Raw genomic sequence first — 15881 nt, 5'->3', positions numbered from 1 at the left:
CCGAAGTCGATGTCCTGGCACACCTTCTGCACGACCTTGCGGCTCTTCGGGCCGACCACCGCGAACGTCGCCCAGTGATCGGTGACGGACGCGAGCCGCACCTTCATGTCGGGCCATTCGGTCTGCAGCCAGCGTTCGAGCCACGTCAGCACGCGCGCCGCGCCGCCGGTGGTGGTCGTCATCATGAAATGCTGGTCGGCGAGGCGCACGGTCACGCCGTCGTCGAACACCATCCCGTTTTCGTCGAGCATCAGCCCGTAGCGGCACTTGCCCACTTCGAGCTTGTTCCACGGGTTCGTGTACATCCAGTTCAGCAGCTTCACCGCGTCCGGGCCCTGGATGTCGATCTTGCCGAGCGTCGACGCGTCGAGAATGCCGACGCTGTTACGCACCGCGAGACACTCGCGCTTCACCGCCGCATGGAGATCCTCGCCGTTCTTCGGGAAATACCACGGCCGCTTCCAGTTGCCGACGTCCTCGAACATCGCGCCGTGCTCGACGTGCCATTCGTGCACGGCCGTCTTGCGGATCGGGTCGAGGAAATCGCCCGTCTCGCGGCCCGCGAACGTGCCGAACGACACGGGCGTGTAGTTCGGGCGGAACGTCGTCGTGCCCGTTTCCGGAATCGTCTTGCCGAGCGCGCCCGCGAGGATCGCCATCCCGTTGATGTTGCCGAGCTTGCCTTGATCGGTGCCGAAGCCCATCGCCGTATAGCGCTTCACGTGCTCGACCGATTCGAAGCCTTCGCGCGCGGCGAGCAGGATGTCGGCCGCCGCGACGTCGTTCTGGAAATCGACGAACTGCTTCGGCCCGCGCGCCGCGGCTTCACGGCTGCCGACGAGCCACAACGGCTGCAATGCACCTTCGACGGCTTCGGCGACCTGCGGCGCGACCGGGCGCTGCGCGGCCGTGAAGCCGGCCGCCTTCGCCGCTTCCACGCCCGCATCGACCGCGAGGCGCAGCGCACGGGCGAGCCCGAATTCGCCGGCCGCCGCGCCGATGCTCGCTTCGGCCTGCACGGGCTTGCCGGGCAGGAAACACGCCTTCTCGTCGTTCCAGCACGCCTTGCCGCCCGACTGCGCGAACAGGTGCAGCACCGGGCTGAAGCCGCCCGACATCGCGACGAGGTCACACGGGAGCGTCTGCAGCTTGCCGCCGGTCTGGCCGTTCGAGTAGGACGCGACGTCGACCGACGATACGCGCCACTTGCCCGAAGCGGCCGTGACAACCGCACCGCTCATCACCGTCACGCCCTGCCGCTTGGTCGCCGCCGGCAGCGCGCCGTTCGACGACGCGCGCGAATCGACGACCGTCACCTTCGCGCCGCACGCCTTCAGGTCGAGCGCGGTCTGGTATGCGCGGTCGTTGTTCGTGAACACGACCACGTTGCGGCCCGGCATCACGCCGAAGCGATGCACGTAGGTCGACACCGCGCCCGCCAGCATCACGCCCGGCAGGTCGTTGTTGCCGAACACGATCGGCCGCTCGTGCGCGCCGGTCGCGAGGATCACGCGCTTCGCGCGGACCTTCCACAGCAGCTCGCGCGTGCCCTTGCGCATCGATACCGGCAGATGATCGGTCAGGCGCTGCGTGACCGTCACGAGGTTGTGGTCCTGATAGCCGAACGCGGTGCTGCGCGACAGGATCGTCACGTCGGGCAGCTTGCGCAGCTCGGCCTCGATCTTCTCGACCCATTGCAGCGCGGGCTTCGCGTCGATCTCCGCGCGGCACGACAGCAGGCTGCCGCCGAGTTCGCGCTGGTCGTCGACGAGGATCACGCGCGCGCCGGCCGTGGCGGCCGCATGCGCGGCGGCGAGGCCCGACGGGCCACCGCCGACCACGAGCACGTCGCAGTGCGCGTAGCACTTGTCGTAGCGATCGGCGTCGAGCACCTCGGGCGCCTTGCCGAGGCCGGCCGCTTCGCGGATCTTCTCTTCGTACTTCGGCCACATGTTGCGCGGCCACATGAAGGTCTTGTAGTAGAACCCGGCCGGCATGAAGCGCGAGAACTTCTGGTTGATCGCGTACTTGTCGTTCTCGAGCGTCGGCTCCGCGTTCACGCTCGTCGCGACGAGGCCCTGGTACAGCTCGATCTCGGTCGCACGCGCGTTCGGCACCGTGTACGGGCCGGTCTCGAGCTGCACGACGGCGTTCGGTTCCGCGACGTCGGCCGTCACGATCCCGCGCGGGCGGTGGTACTTGAAGCTGCGCGCGACGAAGTGCACGCCGTTCGCGAGCAACGCGGACGCGAGCGTATCGCCCTGGAAGCCCTGATACGTGCGGCCGTTGAACGTGAACGTCAGCGGAATCGCGCGATTGATGCGGCCACCGGTGCCGAGGCGGTCTTTCTGGCTCATTTGCTCGTGCCCTCTTCGTGTGCGTTGCCGGCAGCGGCGCCCTGGTTGGCGGCCCCGCCGAACTTTTCGTAGCCTTTGATATCGTAGGTCACCGTGTCGCGCGTGACCTTGAACCAGCGGCGGCAACCCTGCGTATGCAGCCATTGCTCCTTGTGCAGCCCGCGCTTGTTCTCGCGCATGAACACGTATTCGCCCCATTCGCGGTCGGTCATCGTCTCGTTCGCCACCGGGCGCACGATGTCGGCTTCACCGCCGCACGTGAACTCGGATTCGGCGCGCGGCCCGCACCACGGACATTCGATCAGCAACATGTTTCTTTCTCCTTCAGTGCGGTTAGTGCGCGACGGCGGCTGCGCCGTGCTCGTCGATCAGGTGGCCCGTGTAGAAACGGTCGAGTGCGAACGGCGCGTTCAGCGGATGCGGTTCGTCGCGGGCGATCGTGTGCGCGAACACCCAGCCCGAGCCGGGTGTCGCCTTGAAGCCGCCGGTGCCCCAGCCGCAGTTGAAGTACAGGCCCTTCACGTCGGTCTTGGTGATGATCGGGCACGCGTCCGGCGACACGTCGACGATGCCGCCCCACTGGCGGTTCATCCGCACGCGCGAGAACACCGGGAACATCTCGACGATCGCCTGCAGCGTGCTTTCGATGATGTGGAAGCTGCCGCGCTGGCCGAAGCCCGTGTACTGGTCGATACCGGCGCCGATCACGAGGTCGCCCTTGTCGGACTGGCTGATGTACGCGTGGACCGCGTTCGACATGATCACCGAGTTGACGACCGGCTTGATCGGCTCGGACACCAGCGCCTGCAGCGGGTGGCTTTCGATCGGCAGACGCACGCCGGCCATGTCGGCGAGCGTCGTCGTGTTGCCGGCCGCGACCACCGCGACCTTCTTCGCCTTGATGAAGCCCTTCACCGTATCGACGCCGACCACCGCGCCGCCTTCGCGGCGAATGCCCGTCACCTGGCAGTTCTGGATGATGTCGACGCCGGCGCGGTCCGCGCCGCGCGCGAAGCCCCAGGCCACCGCGTCGTGGCGTGCGACGCCCGCACGGCGCTGGATCGACGCGCCGAGCACCGGATAGCGGCTGTTCAGGTTGATCGTCGGCTCGATTTCCTTGATCTGCGCGGGCGTCAGGAATTCGGCGTCGACGCCGTTCAGCCGGTTCGCGTTCACGCGCCGCTCGGTGTCGCGCACGTCCTGCAGCGTGTGCGCGAGGTTCATCACGCCGCGCTGGCTGAACATCACGTTGTAGTTGAGATCCTGCGACAGCCCTTCCCACAGCTTCATCGCCTTCTCGTACAGCGCGGCCGATTCGTCCCACAGATAGTTCGAGCGCACGATCGTCGTGTTGCGCGCGGTGTTGCCGCCGCCGATCCAGCCCTTCTCGAGGATCGCGACGTTCGTGATCCCGTGCTCCTTCGCGAGGTAGTACGCGGTCGCGAGGCCGTGGCCGCCGCCGCCGACGATCACGACGTCGTATTCCTTCTTCGGCTCCGGGCTCTTCCACTGCTTTTCCCAGTTCTCGTGATACGAGAGGCCGTTGCGGAACAGGCTGAATATCGAGTAGCGGCTCATGTTTGGATCCTTCGTTAGCATTCGATGACGTTCACGGCGAGGCCGCCGCGCGACGTTTCCTTGTATTTCGTCTTCATGTCGGCGCCGGTTTCGCGCATCGTCTTGATCACGGAATCGAGCGATACGTAGTGCTGGCCGTTGCCCTTGAGCGCCATGCGCGACGCGTTCAGCGCCTTGATCGCGCCCATCGCGTTGCGCTCGATGCACGGGATCTGCACGAGGCCGCCAACGGGATCGCAGGTCATCCCGAGGTTGTGCTCCATGCCGATCTCGGCCGCGTTCTCGACCTGGTCGGGCGTGCCGCCCATCACCGCGGCGAGCGCGGCGGCGGCCATCGAGCACGCGACGCCCACTTCGCCCTGGCAGCCGACTTCCGCGCCGGAGATCGACGCGGTTTCCTTGTAGATGATCCCGATCGCCGCGGCCGTCAGCAGGAATTCGACGATGCCGGCTTCGTTCGAGCCCGGCACGAACTTCACGTAGTAGTGCAGCACCGCGGGGATCACGCCGGCCGCGCCGTTGGTCGGCGCGGTAACGACCCGGCCGCCGGCCGCGTTCTCTTCGTTCACGGCCATCGCATACAGGTTGACCCAGTCGAGCATCGACAGCGGGTCGCGCAGCGACTCTTCCGAACGCGCGCGCAGGCTGCTGTTCATCTCGGCCGCGCGGCGCTTCACGCGCATCGGCCCCGGCAGGTCGCCCTCGACCTTGCAGCCGCGCTCGACGCAGGCGGCCATCGTGCGCCAGATCGCGAGCAGCCCGGCGCGCACTTCGTCGGCGGGGCGCAGCGCGCATTCGTTGCGCAGCATCAGCTCGGCGATCGACAACCCGTGCTCGCGGCACTGGCGCATCAGGTCGTCGCCGGTGCGGAACGGATACGGCACCTCGACCGCCGCACGCACGCCGTTCACACGATCGCCGTCGCGGTTCACGACGAAGCCGCCGCCGACCGAGTAATACTCTTTCTCGACCAGCAACTGGCCGTGCTCGTCGAATGCCTGGAAGCGCATCCCGTTCGGGTGCACGATGCTCGTGCCGCTCATCAGCTTGCGATAGAAGCCGATGTGTTCCTTCTCGTCGAAGCGCACCGTCTGCTTGCCGAGCAGCGACAGCGTCTTCTCCGCGCGGATCGCGGCGAGGCGCGGCTCGATCAGGTCGGGATCGATCGTGTCCGGCAGGTGGCCCTCGAGGCCGAGCAGCACGGCCTTGTCGGTGCCGTGGCCCTTGCCGGTCGCGCCGAGCGAGCCGTACAGCTCGACCCGCACGCGGCGCACGAAGCCGAGCAGGTTCGCGTCCTCGACGTGCGACGCGAAGCGGCACGCGGCGATCATCGGGCCGACCGTATGCGAACTGGACGGGCCGATGCCGATCTTGAACAGGTCGAACGCGCTGACGTTCATCTGGCTTCCTTTGGGTTGCATGCGTGAAATGTCGTTGGGCCCCAGTACATCAAAGCGTAAAATCGGCCGATAGAACAAAAACGGCATCGGCGTGGGATACCGCCGCCAAGCGCCGTGCCGGCCGGCCCGAAAGTGCGTTTTGGCGATGGTTCGCGACGAAAAACCACAAGTCCGGCCGCGGCCGATCGGCGACGCTGGCTGCATCCGCGCCGCCTCCGGCAGCCGCAACCCGCAAACAGTGTGAAACGAGTGAGACCGCCTGCCCGGCGTGACGAGATTGGCCGCGATGACCCCCGACGTACCCGCTTCCCCCCTCGCAGAACCCGCGCCGCGGCGCATCCGCTTCGGCATCGTGCTGCTGCCGAACTTCACGCTGACGGCCTTCTCCGGCTTCGTCGACATGCTGCGGCTGTCGGCCGACGACGGCGACTACAGCAAGCCCGTGCGCTGCGCGTGGAGCGTGATCGGCGAGACGCTCGCGCCGGTGCGCGCGAGCTGCGGGATCCAGATCACGCCGTGGGAGACGTTCGACGCGGCCGAGCCGTTCGACTACGTGGTGGTGGTCGGCGGGCTGCTGCATTCGGGGCCGCAGGCCGGCCCTGAAACGCTCGAGGTCATCCGCCGCGCGGCGACGGGCGGCGCGACGGTCGTCGGCATCTGCACCGGCGTGTTCACGCTGATGCGCGCCGGCGTGCTCGACGGCTACCGCACCTGCGTGAGCTGGTTCCATTACTGGGATTTCATCGAGCGCTTTCCGTCCGCCGATCCCGACCTGCTGATCGCCGACCGGCTGTTCGTGATCGACCGGCGCCGGATCACGTGCTCGGGCGGCCGCGCGTCGATCGACGTCGCCGCCGCGATCCTGCTGCGCCATTTCGATCACGCGACCGTGCAGAAGGCGCTGCGCATCCTGCTCGTCGGCGAGATGCAGAAAGGCAATGCGCCGCAGCCGCATCCGCCGGGGCTCGAACCGGCGACGCACCCGAAGGTCAAGCGCGCGATTCTTCTGATGGAACAGCACGTGGGGCGTGCGCTGCCGCTCGAGGAACTCGCGTGCAAGCTCGACCTGTCGACGCGGCAGCTCGAGCGGCTGTTCAAGGCCGAGACCGGCAAGAGCCCGCAGGCCTTCGCGAAACAGGTGCGGCTGCGCACGGCCGCGTGGCTGCTGACGAGCTCGGACCGCACGGTCGCCGATATCGCGTCGAGCTGCGGGTTCGCCGATGCGTCGCACCTCGGGCGCGAATTCCGCAAGCAGTTCGGCGTGCCGCCGGCGACGTATCGCGAGCGCGGCGGCGACGTGGCCGACGTGGCCGCGATGCCCGATGCGTCGGCCGACCCGGTCGAGGACATCGCCGACTGACGGGCCCGGCGGCCCGCGCCCTCCCTAATCGATTGCAGAACGACGCACGCTTGCGTCGGCTTCGATTCTTTTGGAACCGGTTTCAGTCAATTTAGCCGACGTTGATCTTCTTCAACAAGGGTTATCCCGGATGCTGATGCCCGCTCTAATTTGTATGATGACCACATCACCTTACAAACCAGAGCATCATGTTCGAGAAAATTCCCGCCCGTGCGATGAGCGACCACGTCGCGCAGCAACTGCTCAAACAGATCGAAGCGGGCAGCTTCTCGGCCACCGGCAAGCTGCCGACCGAGGCCGTGCTCGCGCAGGAATTCGGCGTGAGCCGCACCGTGATCCGCGAGGCGATCTCGCGGCTGAAGAACGAAGGCGTGGTCGAGCCGCGCCAGGGCAGCGGCGTGTTCGTGAACCAGCACGGCGCGATCCGGCCGCTGCGGATCGACTACGCGGAAGCCGTCGAGGCGAGTTCGCTGCCGCACCTGCTCGCGGTGCGCCGCGCGATCGAGGCGGAAGTCGCGGCCGAAGCCGCGCTGCACCACACCGACGACGACATGGCCGACATCGACGACGCGCTGCGCAAGATCGAAGAAGCGGTGGCCGAAGGGCGCGACGGCGTCGCGGAAGACGTCGCGTTCCACCGCACGATCGCGGCCGTTACCGGCAACCCGTATTTCCTGAAGACGCTGCAGTTCCTGAACCAGTACCTCGAAGCCGGCGTGAAGGTCACGCGCAGCAACGAAGCGACGCGCGAGGATTTCTCGCGGCAGGTGCGCGACGAACACGCGGCGATCGCCGACGCGATCCGCGCACGCGACCCGATGGCCGCCCGCAACGCGGCACGCACGCACATGTACAACGCGGCGCGCCGTCTCGCGGAAGCCGGCATCTGCTGAATCCGGCGGCACCCGCCGCCTTTGTCCGGAACCTCTCCCGAATCGATCAAGGTTGACCATGTCAAGAAATGTTGGAGTCATCGGCCTCGGCGCGATGGGCCTCGGCGTCGCACGGTCGCTGCTGCGCGCCGGCCTCCGCGTTCACGCATGCGACGTGCGCGACACCGTGCTGCAGGCGTTCGCCGCCGAAGGCGGCATCGCCTGCGCGACGCCGGCCGAACTCGGCGCGCAGTGCGACGTCGTCGTCACGCTCGTCGTCAATGCCGCGCAAACGGAAACGGTGCTGTTCGGCGAACACGGTGCGGTCGCGGCGATGAAGCCGGGCGGCGTCGTGATCGCGAGCGCGACCGTCGCGCCCGAATTCGCGGTCGCGCTCGGCGCGCGCATCGAAGCGGCGGGCCTGCAGATGCTCGACGCGCCCGTGTCCGGCGGCGCCGCGCGCGCGGCCTCCGGCGAGATGACGATGATGACGTCGGGCCCGGCCGCCGCCTATGCGGGCTGCGAGGACGTGCTCGCCGCGATCGCCGGCAAGGTGTACCGCCTCGGCGACGCGCACGGCGTCGGCTCGAAAGTGAAGATCATCAACCAGCTGCTGGCCGGCGTGCACATCGCGGCGGCCGCCGAAGCGATGGCGCTGGGCCTGCGCGAAGGTGTCGATGCCGACGCGCTGTACGACGTGATCACGCACAGCGCGGGCAATTCGTGGATGTTCGAGAACCGCGTGCCGCACATCCTGAACGGCGACTACACGCCGCTGTCGGCCGTCGACATCTTCGTGAAGGATCTCGGCCTCGTCCTCGACACCGCGCGCCGCAGCAAATTCCCGCTGCCGCTGTCGGCCACCGCGCACCAGATGTTCATGAGCGCGTCGAGCGCCGGCCACGGCGGCGAGGACGATTCCGCCGTGATCAAGACTTTCCCCGGCATCACGCTGCCGCCCGCCCGCTGATTCGAACGACGTGCCCGCCATGACTGCCTCCGCTTCCCGTCCCCTGCTCGGCTGCATCGCCGACGATTTCACCGGCGCGACCGATCTCGCGAACATGCTCGTGAAGAGCGGCATGCGCACCGTGCAGACGATCGGCGTGCCCGCCGACGGCGCAGCCGACACGATCGTCGATGCCGACGCGATCGTCGTCGCGCTGAAGTCGCGCACGATTCCCGCCGCCGACGCCGTCGCGCAATCGCTCGCCGCGTATGAATGGTTGTGCGCGCAAGGGTGCCGCCAGTTCTTCTTCAAGTACTGCTCGACGTTCGATTCGACCGACGCGGGCAACATCGGTCCGGTGGCCGACGCGCTGCTCGATGCGGCCGGCGGCGGCTTCACGATCGCGTGCCCGGCGTTCCCGGAGAACGGCCGCACGATCTACCGCGGCCACCTGTTCGTCGGCGACGTGCTGCTGAACGAATCGGGGATGGAGCATCACCCGCTCACGCCGATGAAGGACGCGAACCTCGTGCGCGTGCTGCAACGGCAAACGAAGTCGCCGGTCGGCCTGCTCCGCTACGACACGATCGCGCTCGGCGCGGCCGCCGTGCGGGCGCGGATCGACCAGTTGCGCGCGGAAGGCGCACGCTTCGCGATCGCCGATGCGCTGTCGGACAGCGACCTCTACGTACTCGGCGAAGCGTGCGCGGGCCTGCCGCTCGTCACCGGCGGCTCGGGCATCGCGCTCGGCTTGCCCGCGAATTTCCGCCGCGCGGCGCAGTTGCCCGAGCGCGACAACGCGGCGTCGCTGCCGCGCATCGAAGGGCTGTCGGCCGTGCTCGCCGGCAGCGCATCGAAAGCCACCAACGCGCAGGTCGCCGCGTGGCGCGCGACGCGGCCGAGCTTCCGCATCGATCCGCTCGCGGCCTCGCGCGGCGAGCCCGTCGTCGAACAGGCGCTCGCCTTCGCGCGCTCGCACCTGCCGCAACCCGTGCTGATCTACGCAACGGCAGCGCCCGACGAAGTGAAGGCCGTGCAGCAGGCGCTCGGCGTCGACGCGGCCGGCCATCTCGTCGAAAGCACGCTCGCGGCGATCGCCCGCGGGCTGCGCGAACTCGGCGTGCGCAAGTTCGTGGTCGCGGGCGGCGAGACGTCCGGCGCGGTCGTGCAGGCGCTCGACGTGAAGTCGCTGCAGATCGGCGCGCAGATCGACCCGGGCGTGCCGGCCACGGCCACCATCGACGCACAGCCGCTCGGCCTCGCGTTGAAATCCGGCAACTTCGGCACCACCGAATTTTTCGACAAGGCGCTGCGCGCGCTGGACGGAGCCGCACGATGAGCGACGAAGCAAAACTGCGCGAAGAGATCTGCGTGGTGGGCGCGAGCCTGTATGCGCGCGGCCATGCGGTCGGCAGCGCCGGCAACATCAGCGCGCGCCTGAACGACGGCTGGCTGATCACGCCGACCGACGCGTGCCTCGGCCGGCTCGACCCGAACGACATCGCGAAGGTCGGCTCGGATGGCGAGCCCGTATCGGGCGGCAAGCCGTCGAAGACGCTCGCGCTGCATCGCGGCATCTACGCGCGCAACGCGGCGGCGCATGGCGTCGTCCACACGCATTCGACGCATCTCGTCGCGTTGACGCTTGCCGGCGTATGGCGCGACACCGACGTGCTGCCGCCGATCACGCCGTACTACGTGATGAAGGTCGGCCACATTCCGCTGATCCGTTACCGCCGCCCCGGCGACCCGGCCGTCGCGGCCGAAGTCGCGGCGCTGGCCGACCGGGTGCGCGGCGTGCTGCTCGATCGCCTCGGCCCCGTGATGTGGGGACCGTCGGTATCGCACGCGTCGTATGCGCTCGAGGAACTCGAGGAAACCGCGCGGCTGTGGTTGATGACTCAGCCGAAGCCGGAACCGCTGTCCGACACGGCGCTCGACGAACTGCGCCAGAGCTTCGGCGCGCGCTGGTAGCGCGCCGCGGCACGGATCGACGCACCGCTTTCCCTGCCCGCCGTGTGCGCGGGCCTTTCCGTCAGCACACACACGACCGGCGGCGTACGCGCCGCCGGCACATAACATCATTGGAGACGACGATGACTGCTCTCGACGCGGCCGCAAGCCGCTCGCCCGCCGCGGCCGCCCGATCGGGCGAACTCGACCGCACCTACAAGAAAGTGTTCTGGCGCATCGTGCCGTTCCTGATGCTCTGCTACGTGGTCGCGTATCTCGACCGCGTGAACGTCGGCTTCGCCAAGCTGCAGATGTCGCAGGATCTCGCGTTCAGCGAAACCGTATTCGGCCTCGGCGCGGGAATTTTCTTTCTGGGCTACTTTCTGTTCGAACTGCCAAGCAACCTGCTGATGCACCGCATCGGCGCACGCATCTGGATCGCGCGGATCATGATCACGTGGGGCCTGCTTTCCGCGCTGTTCGCGTTCGTGCAGACGCCCACGCAGTTCTACGTGCTGCGCTTCCTGCTCGGCCTCGCGGAAGCCGGCTTCTATCCGGGCGTGATCCTGTACCTCACGTACTGGTTCCCGTCGCATCGCCGCGCGAAGATCATCGCGGTGTTCATGTCCGCGATTCCGGTGTCGGGCATCTTCGGCAACCCGCTGTCGGGCTGGATCATGGAGCGCTTCCACGGCGGCTCGGGCTTCCACGGCTGGCAATGGATGTTCATGATCGAAGCCGTGCCGGCCGTGCTCGTCGGCATCGCGACGATCCTGTATCTCGACAACAGCATCCGCGGTGCGAAGTGGCTCGACGAGCGCGAGAAGCAGTTGCTCGAAGACGAGATCGCCGCGCAGCCGCAGGAACAGCAGAAGCACGGCCATTCGCTGAAGGCCGTGTTTTCGGACCCGCGCATGTGGTGGATGTCGCTGATCTACTTCGCGTTCGTCACCGGCCAGTACGGGCTCACGTTCTGGATGCCGACGCTCGTCAAATCGACCGGCATCACCGACACGCTGCAGATCGGCCTGCTGTCGGCGATTCCATTCGTCGTCGCGATCGTCGTGATGAACCTGTTCGGCCACAGCGCGGACAAGCGCCGCGAACGCCGCTGGCACCTGATCGTGCCGGCGCTGATGGGCGCGGTCGGGTTTGCGGTCGCCGCGTCGTACTCGCACAATACGGCGGTGTCGATCGTGTTCCTGTCGCTCGCCGCGGGCGGCGTGCTGACCTGCGCACCGCTGTTCTGGTCGCTGCCGACCGCGTTCCTCGCGGGCTCCGCGGCCGCGGCCGGGATCGCGATCATCAACTCGGTCGGCAACCTCGCCGGTTTCGCGAGCCCGTACGTGATCGGCTACCTGAAGGACGCCACGCACAGCACCGCGTCCGGCATGTACGTGCTCGCGGCGATGCTGGTGCTCGGCGCGATCGCCGTGTGGTTCACGCCGGCCAAACTCGTGAACCGCTGATCCGCCGCAGGCCGATTCATCGTTCGACGCGGGGCGCTCGGCGCCCCGCCCCATTCATTCACAGGACCCGCCGCCATGCCACGCTTCGCCGCCAACCTCTCGATGATGTACACCGAGCATGCGTTTCTCGACCGCTTCGCCGCTGCCGCCCACGACGGCTTCAAGGCCGTCGAATACCTGTTCCCGTACGACTTCGCCGCCGAGGACATCCGCGCGCGCCTCGACGCGCACGGCCTCGAACAGGCGCTGTTCAACGCGCCGCCGGGCGATTGGGCCGCGGGCGAACGCGGCATCGCATCGCTGCCGGGCCGCGAGGACGAATTCCGCCGCGGCATCGACCAGGCGCTCGACTATGCGCGCGTGATCGGCAACAGGAAGCTGCACGTGATGGCCGGCATGGTGCCGCCGGCCGCCGATCGCGCGCGCCATCGCGACACGTATCTGGCGAACCTGCGTCACGCGGCGCAGGCCGCCGCCGCGCAGGGCGTCACGATCCTGATCGAGCCGATCAACCCGCGCGACATGCCCGGCTATTTCCTGAGCCGCCAGGACGACGCGCAGGCGATCCGCGCGGAAGTCGGCGCGCCGAACCTGAAGGTGCAGTTCGACTGCTACCACTGCCAGATCGTCGAAGGCGATCTCGCGATGAAGCTCGAGCGCGATTTCGCGGGCATCGGCCACATCCAGATCGCGGGCGTGCCGGAACGCCACGAACCGGACGTCGGCGAACTCAACTACCCGTACCTGTTCTCGGTGATCGACGCGCTCGGCTACGACGGCTGGATCGGCTGCGAGTATCGACCGAAGGCCGGCACGTCGGAAGGCCTCGGCTGGATCAAGCCGTACCTGCTGTGATTCAAGCATTCCTCTGAGGGCAAAGAACATGAAAGTACTGATCACCGGCGGCGCCGGCTTTCTCGGCCAGCGCCTCGCGCGCAAGCTGCTCGAACGCGGCGAACTCACCGGCCCCGACGGTCGCGTCGAGAAGATCGACGAGCTGGTGCTGCTCGACGTCGTCCAGGGCAGCGATTTCGGCGATGCGCGCGTGACGTCGATCGTCGGCGACATCGGCGATCGCGCGGTGCTCGACAGCGCGATCGACACGCGGACGGGCGCGATCTTCCACCTCGCGGCAATCGTCAGCGGGCAGGCCGAAGCCGATTTCGATCTCGGCATGCGGATCAACCTCGACGCGTCGCGCACGCTGCTCGAAGTGTGCCGCGCACGCGGCCACCGGCCACGCGTCGTGTTCACGAGTTCCGTCGCGGTGTACGGCGGCACGCTGCCCGACGTCGTGCAGGACGACACCGCGCTGAACCCGCAATCGTCGTACGGCGCCGAGAAGGCGATCGCCGAACTGCTGCTGTGCGACTACGCGCGGCGCGGCTTCGTCGATGGCCGCGTGCTGCGACTGCCGACCATCAGCGTGCGGCCCGGCCGGCCGAACGCGGCCGCGTCGTCGTTCGCGAGCGGCATCATCCGCGAGCCGCTGAACGGCGAGGAAAGCGTGTGCCCGGTGCCCGGCTCGACGCGGCTGTGGCTGCTGTCGCCGCGCGGCGCGATCGACGCACTGGTCGCCGGGTGCGAGATCGACGGCGCGAAGCTCGGCAACAAGCGCGTGATCAATCTGCCGGGCCTGTCGGTGTCGGTCGACGAGATGATCGCGGCGCTGCGCGAAGTCGCGGGCGACGAGGTCGTGAAGCTGATCCGTCATGCGCCCGACGAACGCGTCGAGAAGATCGTCGGCAGTTGGCCGGGCCGCTGGGATACGTCGCGCGCGGAAGCGCTCGGGCTGAAGGGCGACACGTCGTTCGCGGACGTGATCCGCAGCCATATCGCGGACGAACGGCGCTGATGGCCGTGCCGGCCGACCGGCAAGCGGCCGCATAGGCGTCGCCGTTGCCCGCCCGGCACGCCGGCAACGCCGGGCCGCATCAGCGTCGCCCGGCGGACTCCCCGACGGGCATCGATGCGCGCTTCGCACCGGCCGGCGGGCGCGCCGCGCCGGCCGCCTGCTGCCACGCGAGGAGGCCCGGCAGATAGAACGGCAGGTCGCGCATGCGGCGGGCGCCGGCCAGCGCGAGACAGGTCGGCGGATCGAAGCCGAGCAGCCCGCCGATCAGCGCGAAGCCGCCCTCCTGCACACCCAGGCTGCCCTGCATCGGGAACGCGATGCTGCTAACGAGCTGAATCAGCGCCTCGATCGCGAGCGCCTGCACGAACGTCGGATCGGCGCCGATATCTCGACCGGCGCCGCGGACTTAACGTTTCGGTAAGGATTCGACCGTAGAATCCACAGAACGCTGTCCCTTCATATCCGTCGGATGTCCGCCAGGAGCCTTCATGTCCACCCCCGCCCGTTATGACGCCGTTGCCCGCTTTCTTCACTGGCTGATCGTGGCGCTGGTCGTCGCGCAATACGCGATCGGCTGGACGATGCCCGACGTGCATCGCGATACGCAACCGGTCGGCCTGATCGCCGCGCACCTGATCGTCGGCACGGCGCTGCTCGCGGCGATGGCGTGCCGCGTGCTGTGGCGCGCGACGCACCGGCCGCCCGCCAGCGATCTGTCGCCCGCGATGCGCGCGCTGTCGGGCGTGACACATGGCGCGCTCTACGCGCTGCTGATCGTCGTGCCGCTGCTCGGCTGGATCAACGCGTCGTCACGCGCATGGGCGGTGACGCTGCTCGGCGTCATTCCGCTGCCGGCGCTGTCGGCGGCCGGCTCCGGATTCGGTCACGCGATGGGCGACGTGCACGGCATCCTCGCGTGGGTCCTGTTCGCCGGCATCTGCCTGCACGTGGCGGCCGCGCTGATGCACCGCTTCGTGCTGCGCGATCAGGTCGTGCAGCGCATGATGCCGTGGTGATCGGCCCGCATGCTCATCGTGACCGGTTGACGAGCTGATCGCGATGCCGCGCGATGCGGCGTGCAACGAGCGGCATCGCTGCCGGCGCGCTGTCGACACGCCGCCGGGCCGGAAGGGCGGGCGGTTTGCCGTCTCGCGAACACGACGGCCAGGCTTCACACACGATCATGTCGGCACCTAGTTGCTGGTTTGCGCCGGCATGTCGGAAGCCGGCGCCCGCGTGGCCGCCGCCATTCGCGCACTATCCTGCTCGGCGAGCTTCGCTTCCGCGGCCTGGATATCGGCCGGATACTCGCCCTCATCGCCCTTGGCCGGGTCGTACCCGGCCGCTTCGAGGCGCATCAGTTCATCGCGAACCTGTGCACGCGTCAGCGGCGCGGCCGATTGCGCGAATGCCGACTGACCGACGATCGTCCCGATCATCATCAGTAGTGCGATATATGTTTTCATCATGAACTCCTTCAATGTGACGTATCGATCAACCACGGGATAGATGTGACCTGCGAATGCAGGCGGGTGAATCAGCTTCCGAAATAAATCATGCAGAAGCTCGCGGGGCCGACGCATGCGGCGGCGCTTCGACGCGGCGACATCGCCGCCGGCTTGCCCGCTTCGGACGACATGGCCGGATCGCCGCCGACTGCCGTGCTCGCCTGGCGCTGCGGCATCCGGTCGGCCTGGTGCCGGAACAGCGGGCTCACGTCCGGATACGACGTATCGGTCACGAAGCGCAGCCCGTTGTTTTCCGCATCGACGAGTTCCTGCCGGACCTGTTCGCGCGTGAGCGCCTGTGCCGACGCTTGCGTCGCGACACCTGCGAGAGAAATCGCCGCCACCGTGGCGGCCACCAGCCAGTGCGTATTCATGTTTCACTCCTCATCAGTCAACGAAACGATGTGCTGCACCCGTATGACGACGGAGGGGCGCGGTTTATTCCCGGCCGTTTCATTCGCCGCGGCCGAATATTCACCGAACTGTCATTCATTCGTCAGTCGGCGTAACCTGACGTAACGCAATGCCCGTCTTGCTTCGGGCAGACTGACCACCATCTCATCCGGCCCGCCCCTCGATC

Annotated in this window: 15 protein-coding genes and 1 pseudogene; 9 read left to right on the top strand and 7 right to left on the bottom strand. The window is 67.9% G+C overall.

The window, feature by feature from the left end:
• From AC3IFE_RS13035 to AC3IFE_RS13020, 4 genes are all read right to left on the bottom strand, one after another.
• A partial coding sequence (locus tag AC3IFE_RS13035; RefSeq protein ID WP_489190771.1) for a 2Fe-2S iron-sulfur cluster-binding protein occupies positions 1 to 2357 on the bottom strand: 2357 nt, incomplete at its 3' end.
• Positions 2354 to 2668 carry a sarcosine oxidase subunit delta gene (locus tag AC3IFE_RS13030; RefSeq protein WP_027808690.1) on the bottom strand — a complete coding sequence of 105 codons (315 nt, stop codon included), beginning with the start codon at positions 2666 to 2668 and terminating at the stop codon, positions 2354 to 2356. The genes AC3IFE_RS13030 and AC3IFE_RS13035, both read right to left, overlap by 4 nt.
• A gap of 22 nt (positions 2669 to 2690) precedes the next feature.
• Positions 2691 to 3935 (bottom strand): sarcosine oxidase subunit beta family protein, encoded by a 1245-nt coding sequence (locus tag AC3IFE_RS13025; RefSeq protein WP_006480591.1) that lies wholly within the window; start codon positions 3933 to 3935, stop codon positions 2691 to 2693.
• A 14-nt stretch (positions 3936 to 3949) separates the two neighbouring features.
• Positions 3950 to 5335: an L-serine ammonia-lyase gene (locus AC3IFE_RS13020; protein ID WP_089470461.1), complete on the bottom strand. Its 1386-nt coding sequence runs from the start codon at positions 5333 to 5335 to the stop codon at positions 3950 to 3952.
• 286 nt (positions 5336 to 5621) lie between these two features.
• Here AC3IFE_RS13020 and AC3IFE_RS13015 point away from each other — a divergent pair, with 286 nt between their 5' ends.
• The 8 genes from AC3IFE_RS13015 (at position 5622) to denD (ending at position 13793) form a co-directional block, all read left to right on the top strand.
• Positions 5622 to 6695: a GlxA family transcriptional regulator gene (locus AC3IFE_RS13015; protein ID WP_489190770.1), complete on the top strand. Its 1074-nt coding sequence runs from the start codon at positions 5622 to 5624 to the stop codon at positions 6693 to 6695.
• 188 nt (positions 6696 to 6883) lie between these two features.
• Positions 6884 to 7588 (top strand): FadR/GntR family transcriptional regulator, encoded by a 705-nt coding sequence (locus AC3IFE_RS13010; protein WP_089470462.1) that lies wholly within the window; start codon positions 6884 to 6886, stop codon positions 7586 to 7588.
• A gap of 58 nt (positions 7589 to 7646) precedes the next feature.
• Positions 7647 to 8537, top strand: a complete 891-nt coding sequence (ltnD, locus tag AC3IFE_RS13005) for an L-threonate dehydrogenase (RefSeq protein ID WP_489190769.1) — start codon at positions 7647 to 7649, stop codon at positions 8535 to 8537.
• A 19-nt stretch (positions 8538 to 8556) separates the two neighbouring features.
• Positions 8557 to 9855 (top strand): 3-oxo-tetronate kinase, encoded by a 1299-nt coding sequence (gene otnK / locus AC3IFE_RS13000; protein ID WP_301739615.1) that lies wholly within the window; start codon positions 8557 to 8559, stop codon positions 9853 to 9855.
• Positions 9852 to 10490 carry a 3-oxo-tetronate 4-phosphate decarboxylase gene (gene otnC, locus AC3IFE_RS12995; RefSeq protein WP_489190768.1) on the top strand — a complete coding sequence of 213 codons (639 nt, stop codon included), beginning with the start codon at positions 9852 to 9854 and terminating at the stop codon, positions 10488 to 10490. The genes otnK and otnC overlap by 4 nt, the downstream gene beginning before the upstream one ends.
• A gap of 122 nt (positions 10491 to 10612) precedes the next feature.
• Entirely contained in the window at positions 10613 to 11938 is a 1326-nt protein-coding gene (locus AC3IFE_RS12990; protein WP_301739616.1) for an MFS transporter, read from the top strand.
• A gap of 75 nt (positions 11939 to 12013) precedes the next feature.
• Entirely contained in the window at positions 12014 to 12793 is a 780-nt protein-coding gene (otnI, locus tag AC3IFE_RS12985; RefSeq protein WP_089470467.1) for a 2-oxo-tetronate isomerase, read from the top strand.
• A gap of 28 nt (positions 12794 to 12821) precedes the next feature.
• Positions 12822 to 13793 carry a D-erythronate dehydrogenase gene (denD, locus tag AC3IFE_RS12980; RefSeq protein ID WP_489190767.1) on the top strand — a complete coding sequence of 324 codons (972 nt, stop codon included), beginning with the start codon at positions 12822 to 12824 and terminating at the stop codon, positions 13791 to 13793.
• A gap of 79 nt (positions 13794 to 13872) precedes the next feature.
• On the opposite strand, the pseudogene AC3IFE_RS12975 reads toward denD, so the two are convergent.
• Positions 13873 to 14184 (bottom strand): annotated as a pseudogene (locus AC3IFE_RS12975) (hypothetical protein); the annotation flags it as partial.
• Between the two features lie 97 nt (positions 14185 to 14281).
• Between AC3IFE_RS12975 and AC3IFE_RS12970 the strand changes: the two are divergent.
• A complete protein-coding gene (locus AC3IFE_RS12970; RefSeq protein ID WP_301739619.1) occupies positions 14282 to 14809 on the top strand; it encodes a cytochrome b in 528 nt (175 codons plus the stop codon).
• Positions 14810 to 14986: 177 nt separating this feature from the next.
• Here the strand turns inward: AC3IFE_RS12970 and AC3IFE_RS12965 are convergent, their stop codons facing one another.
• Together AC3IFE_RS12965 and AC3IFE_RS12960 are read right to left on the bottom strand one after the other, a co-directional pair.
• Positions 14987 to 15259 (bottom strand): DUF4148 domain-containing protein, encoded by a 273-nt coding sequence (locus AC3IFE_RS12965; protein WP_489190766.1) that lies wholly within the window; start codon positions 15257 to 15259, stop codon positions 14987 to 14989.
• Between the two features lie 71 nt (positions 15260 to 15330).
• Positions 15331 to 15675: a DUF4148 domain-containing protein gene (locus AC3IFE_RS12960; protein WP_489190765.1), complete on the bottom strand. Its 345-nt coding sequence runs from the start codon at positions 15673 to 15675 to the stop codon at positions 15331 to 15333.
• Positions 15676 to 15881 lie beyond the last annotated feature (206 nt).

This window comes from Burkholderia sp. APQ4-4ca, from assembly GCF_057837105.1.
This window is presented reverse-complemented; position numbering and strand designations above follow the sequence as displayed.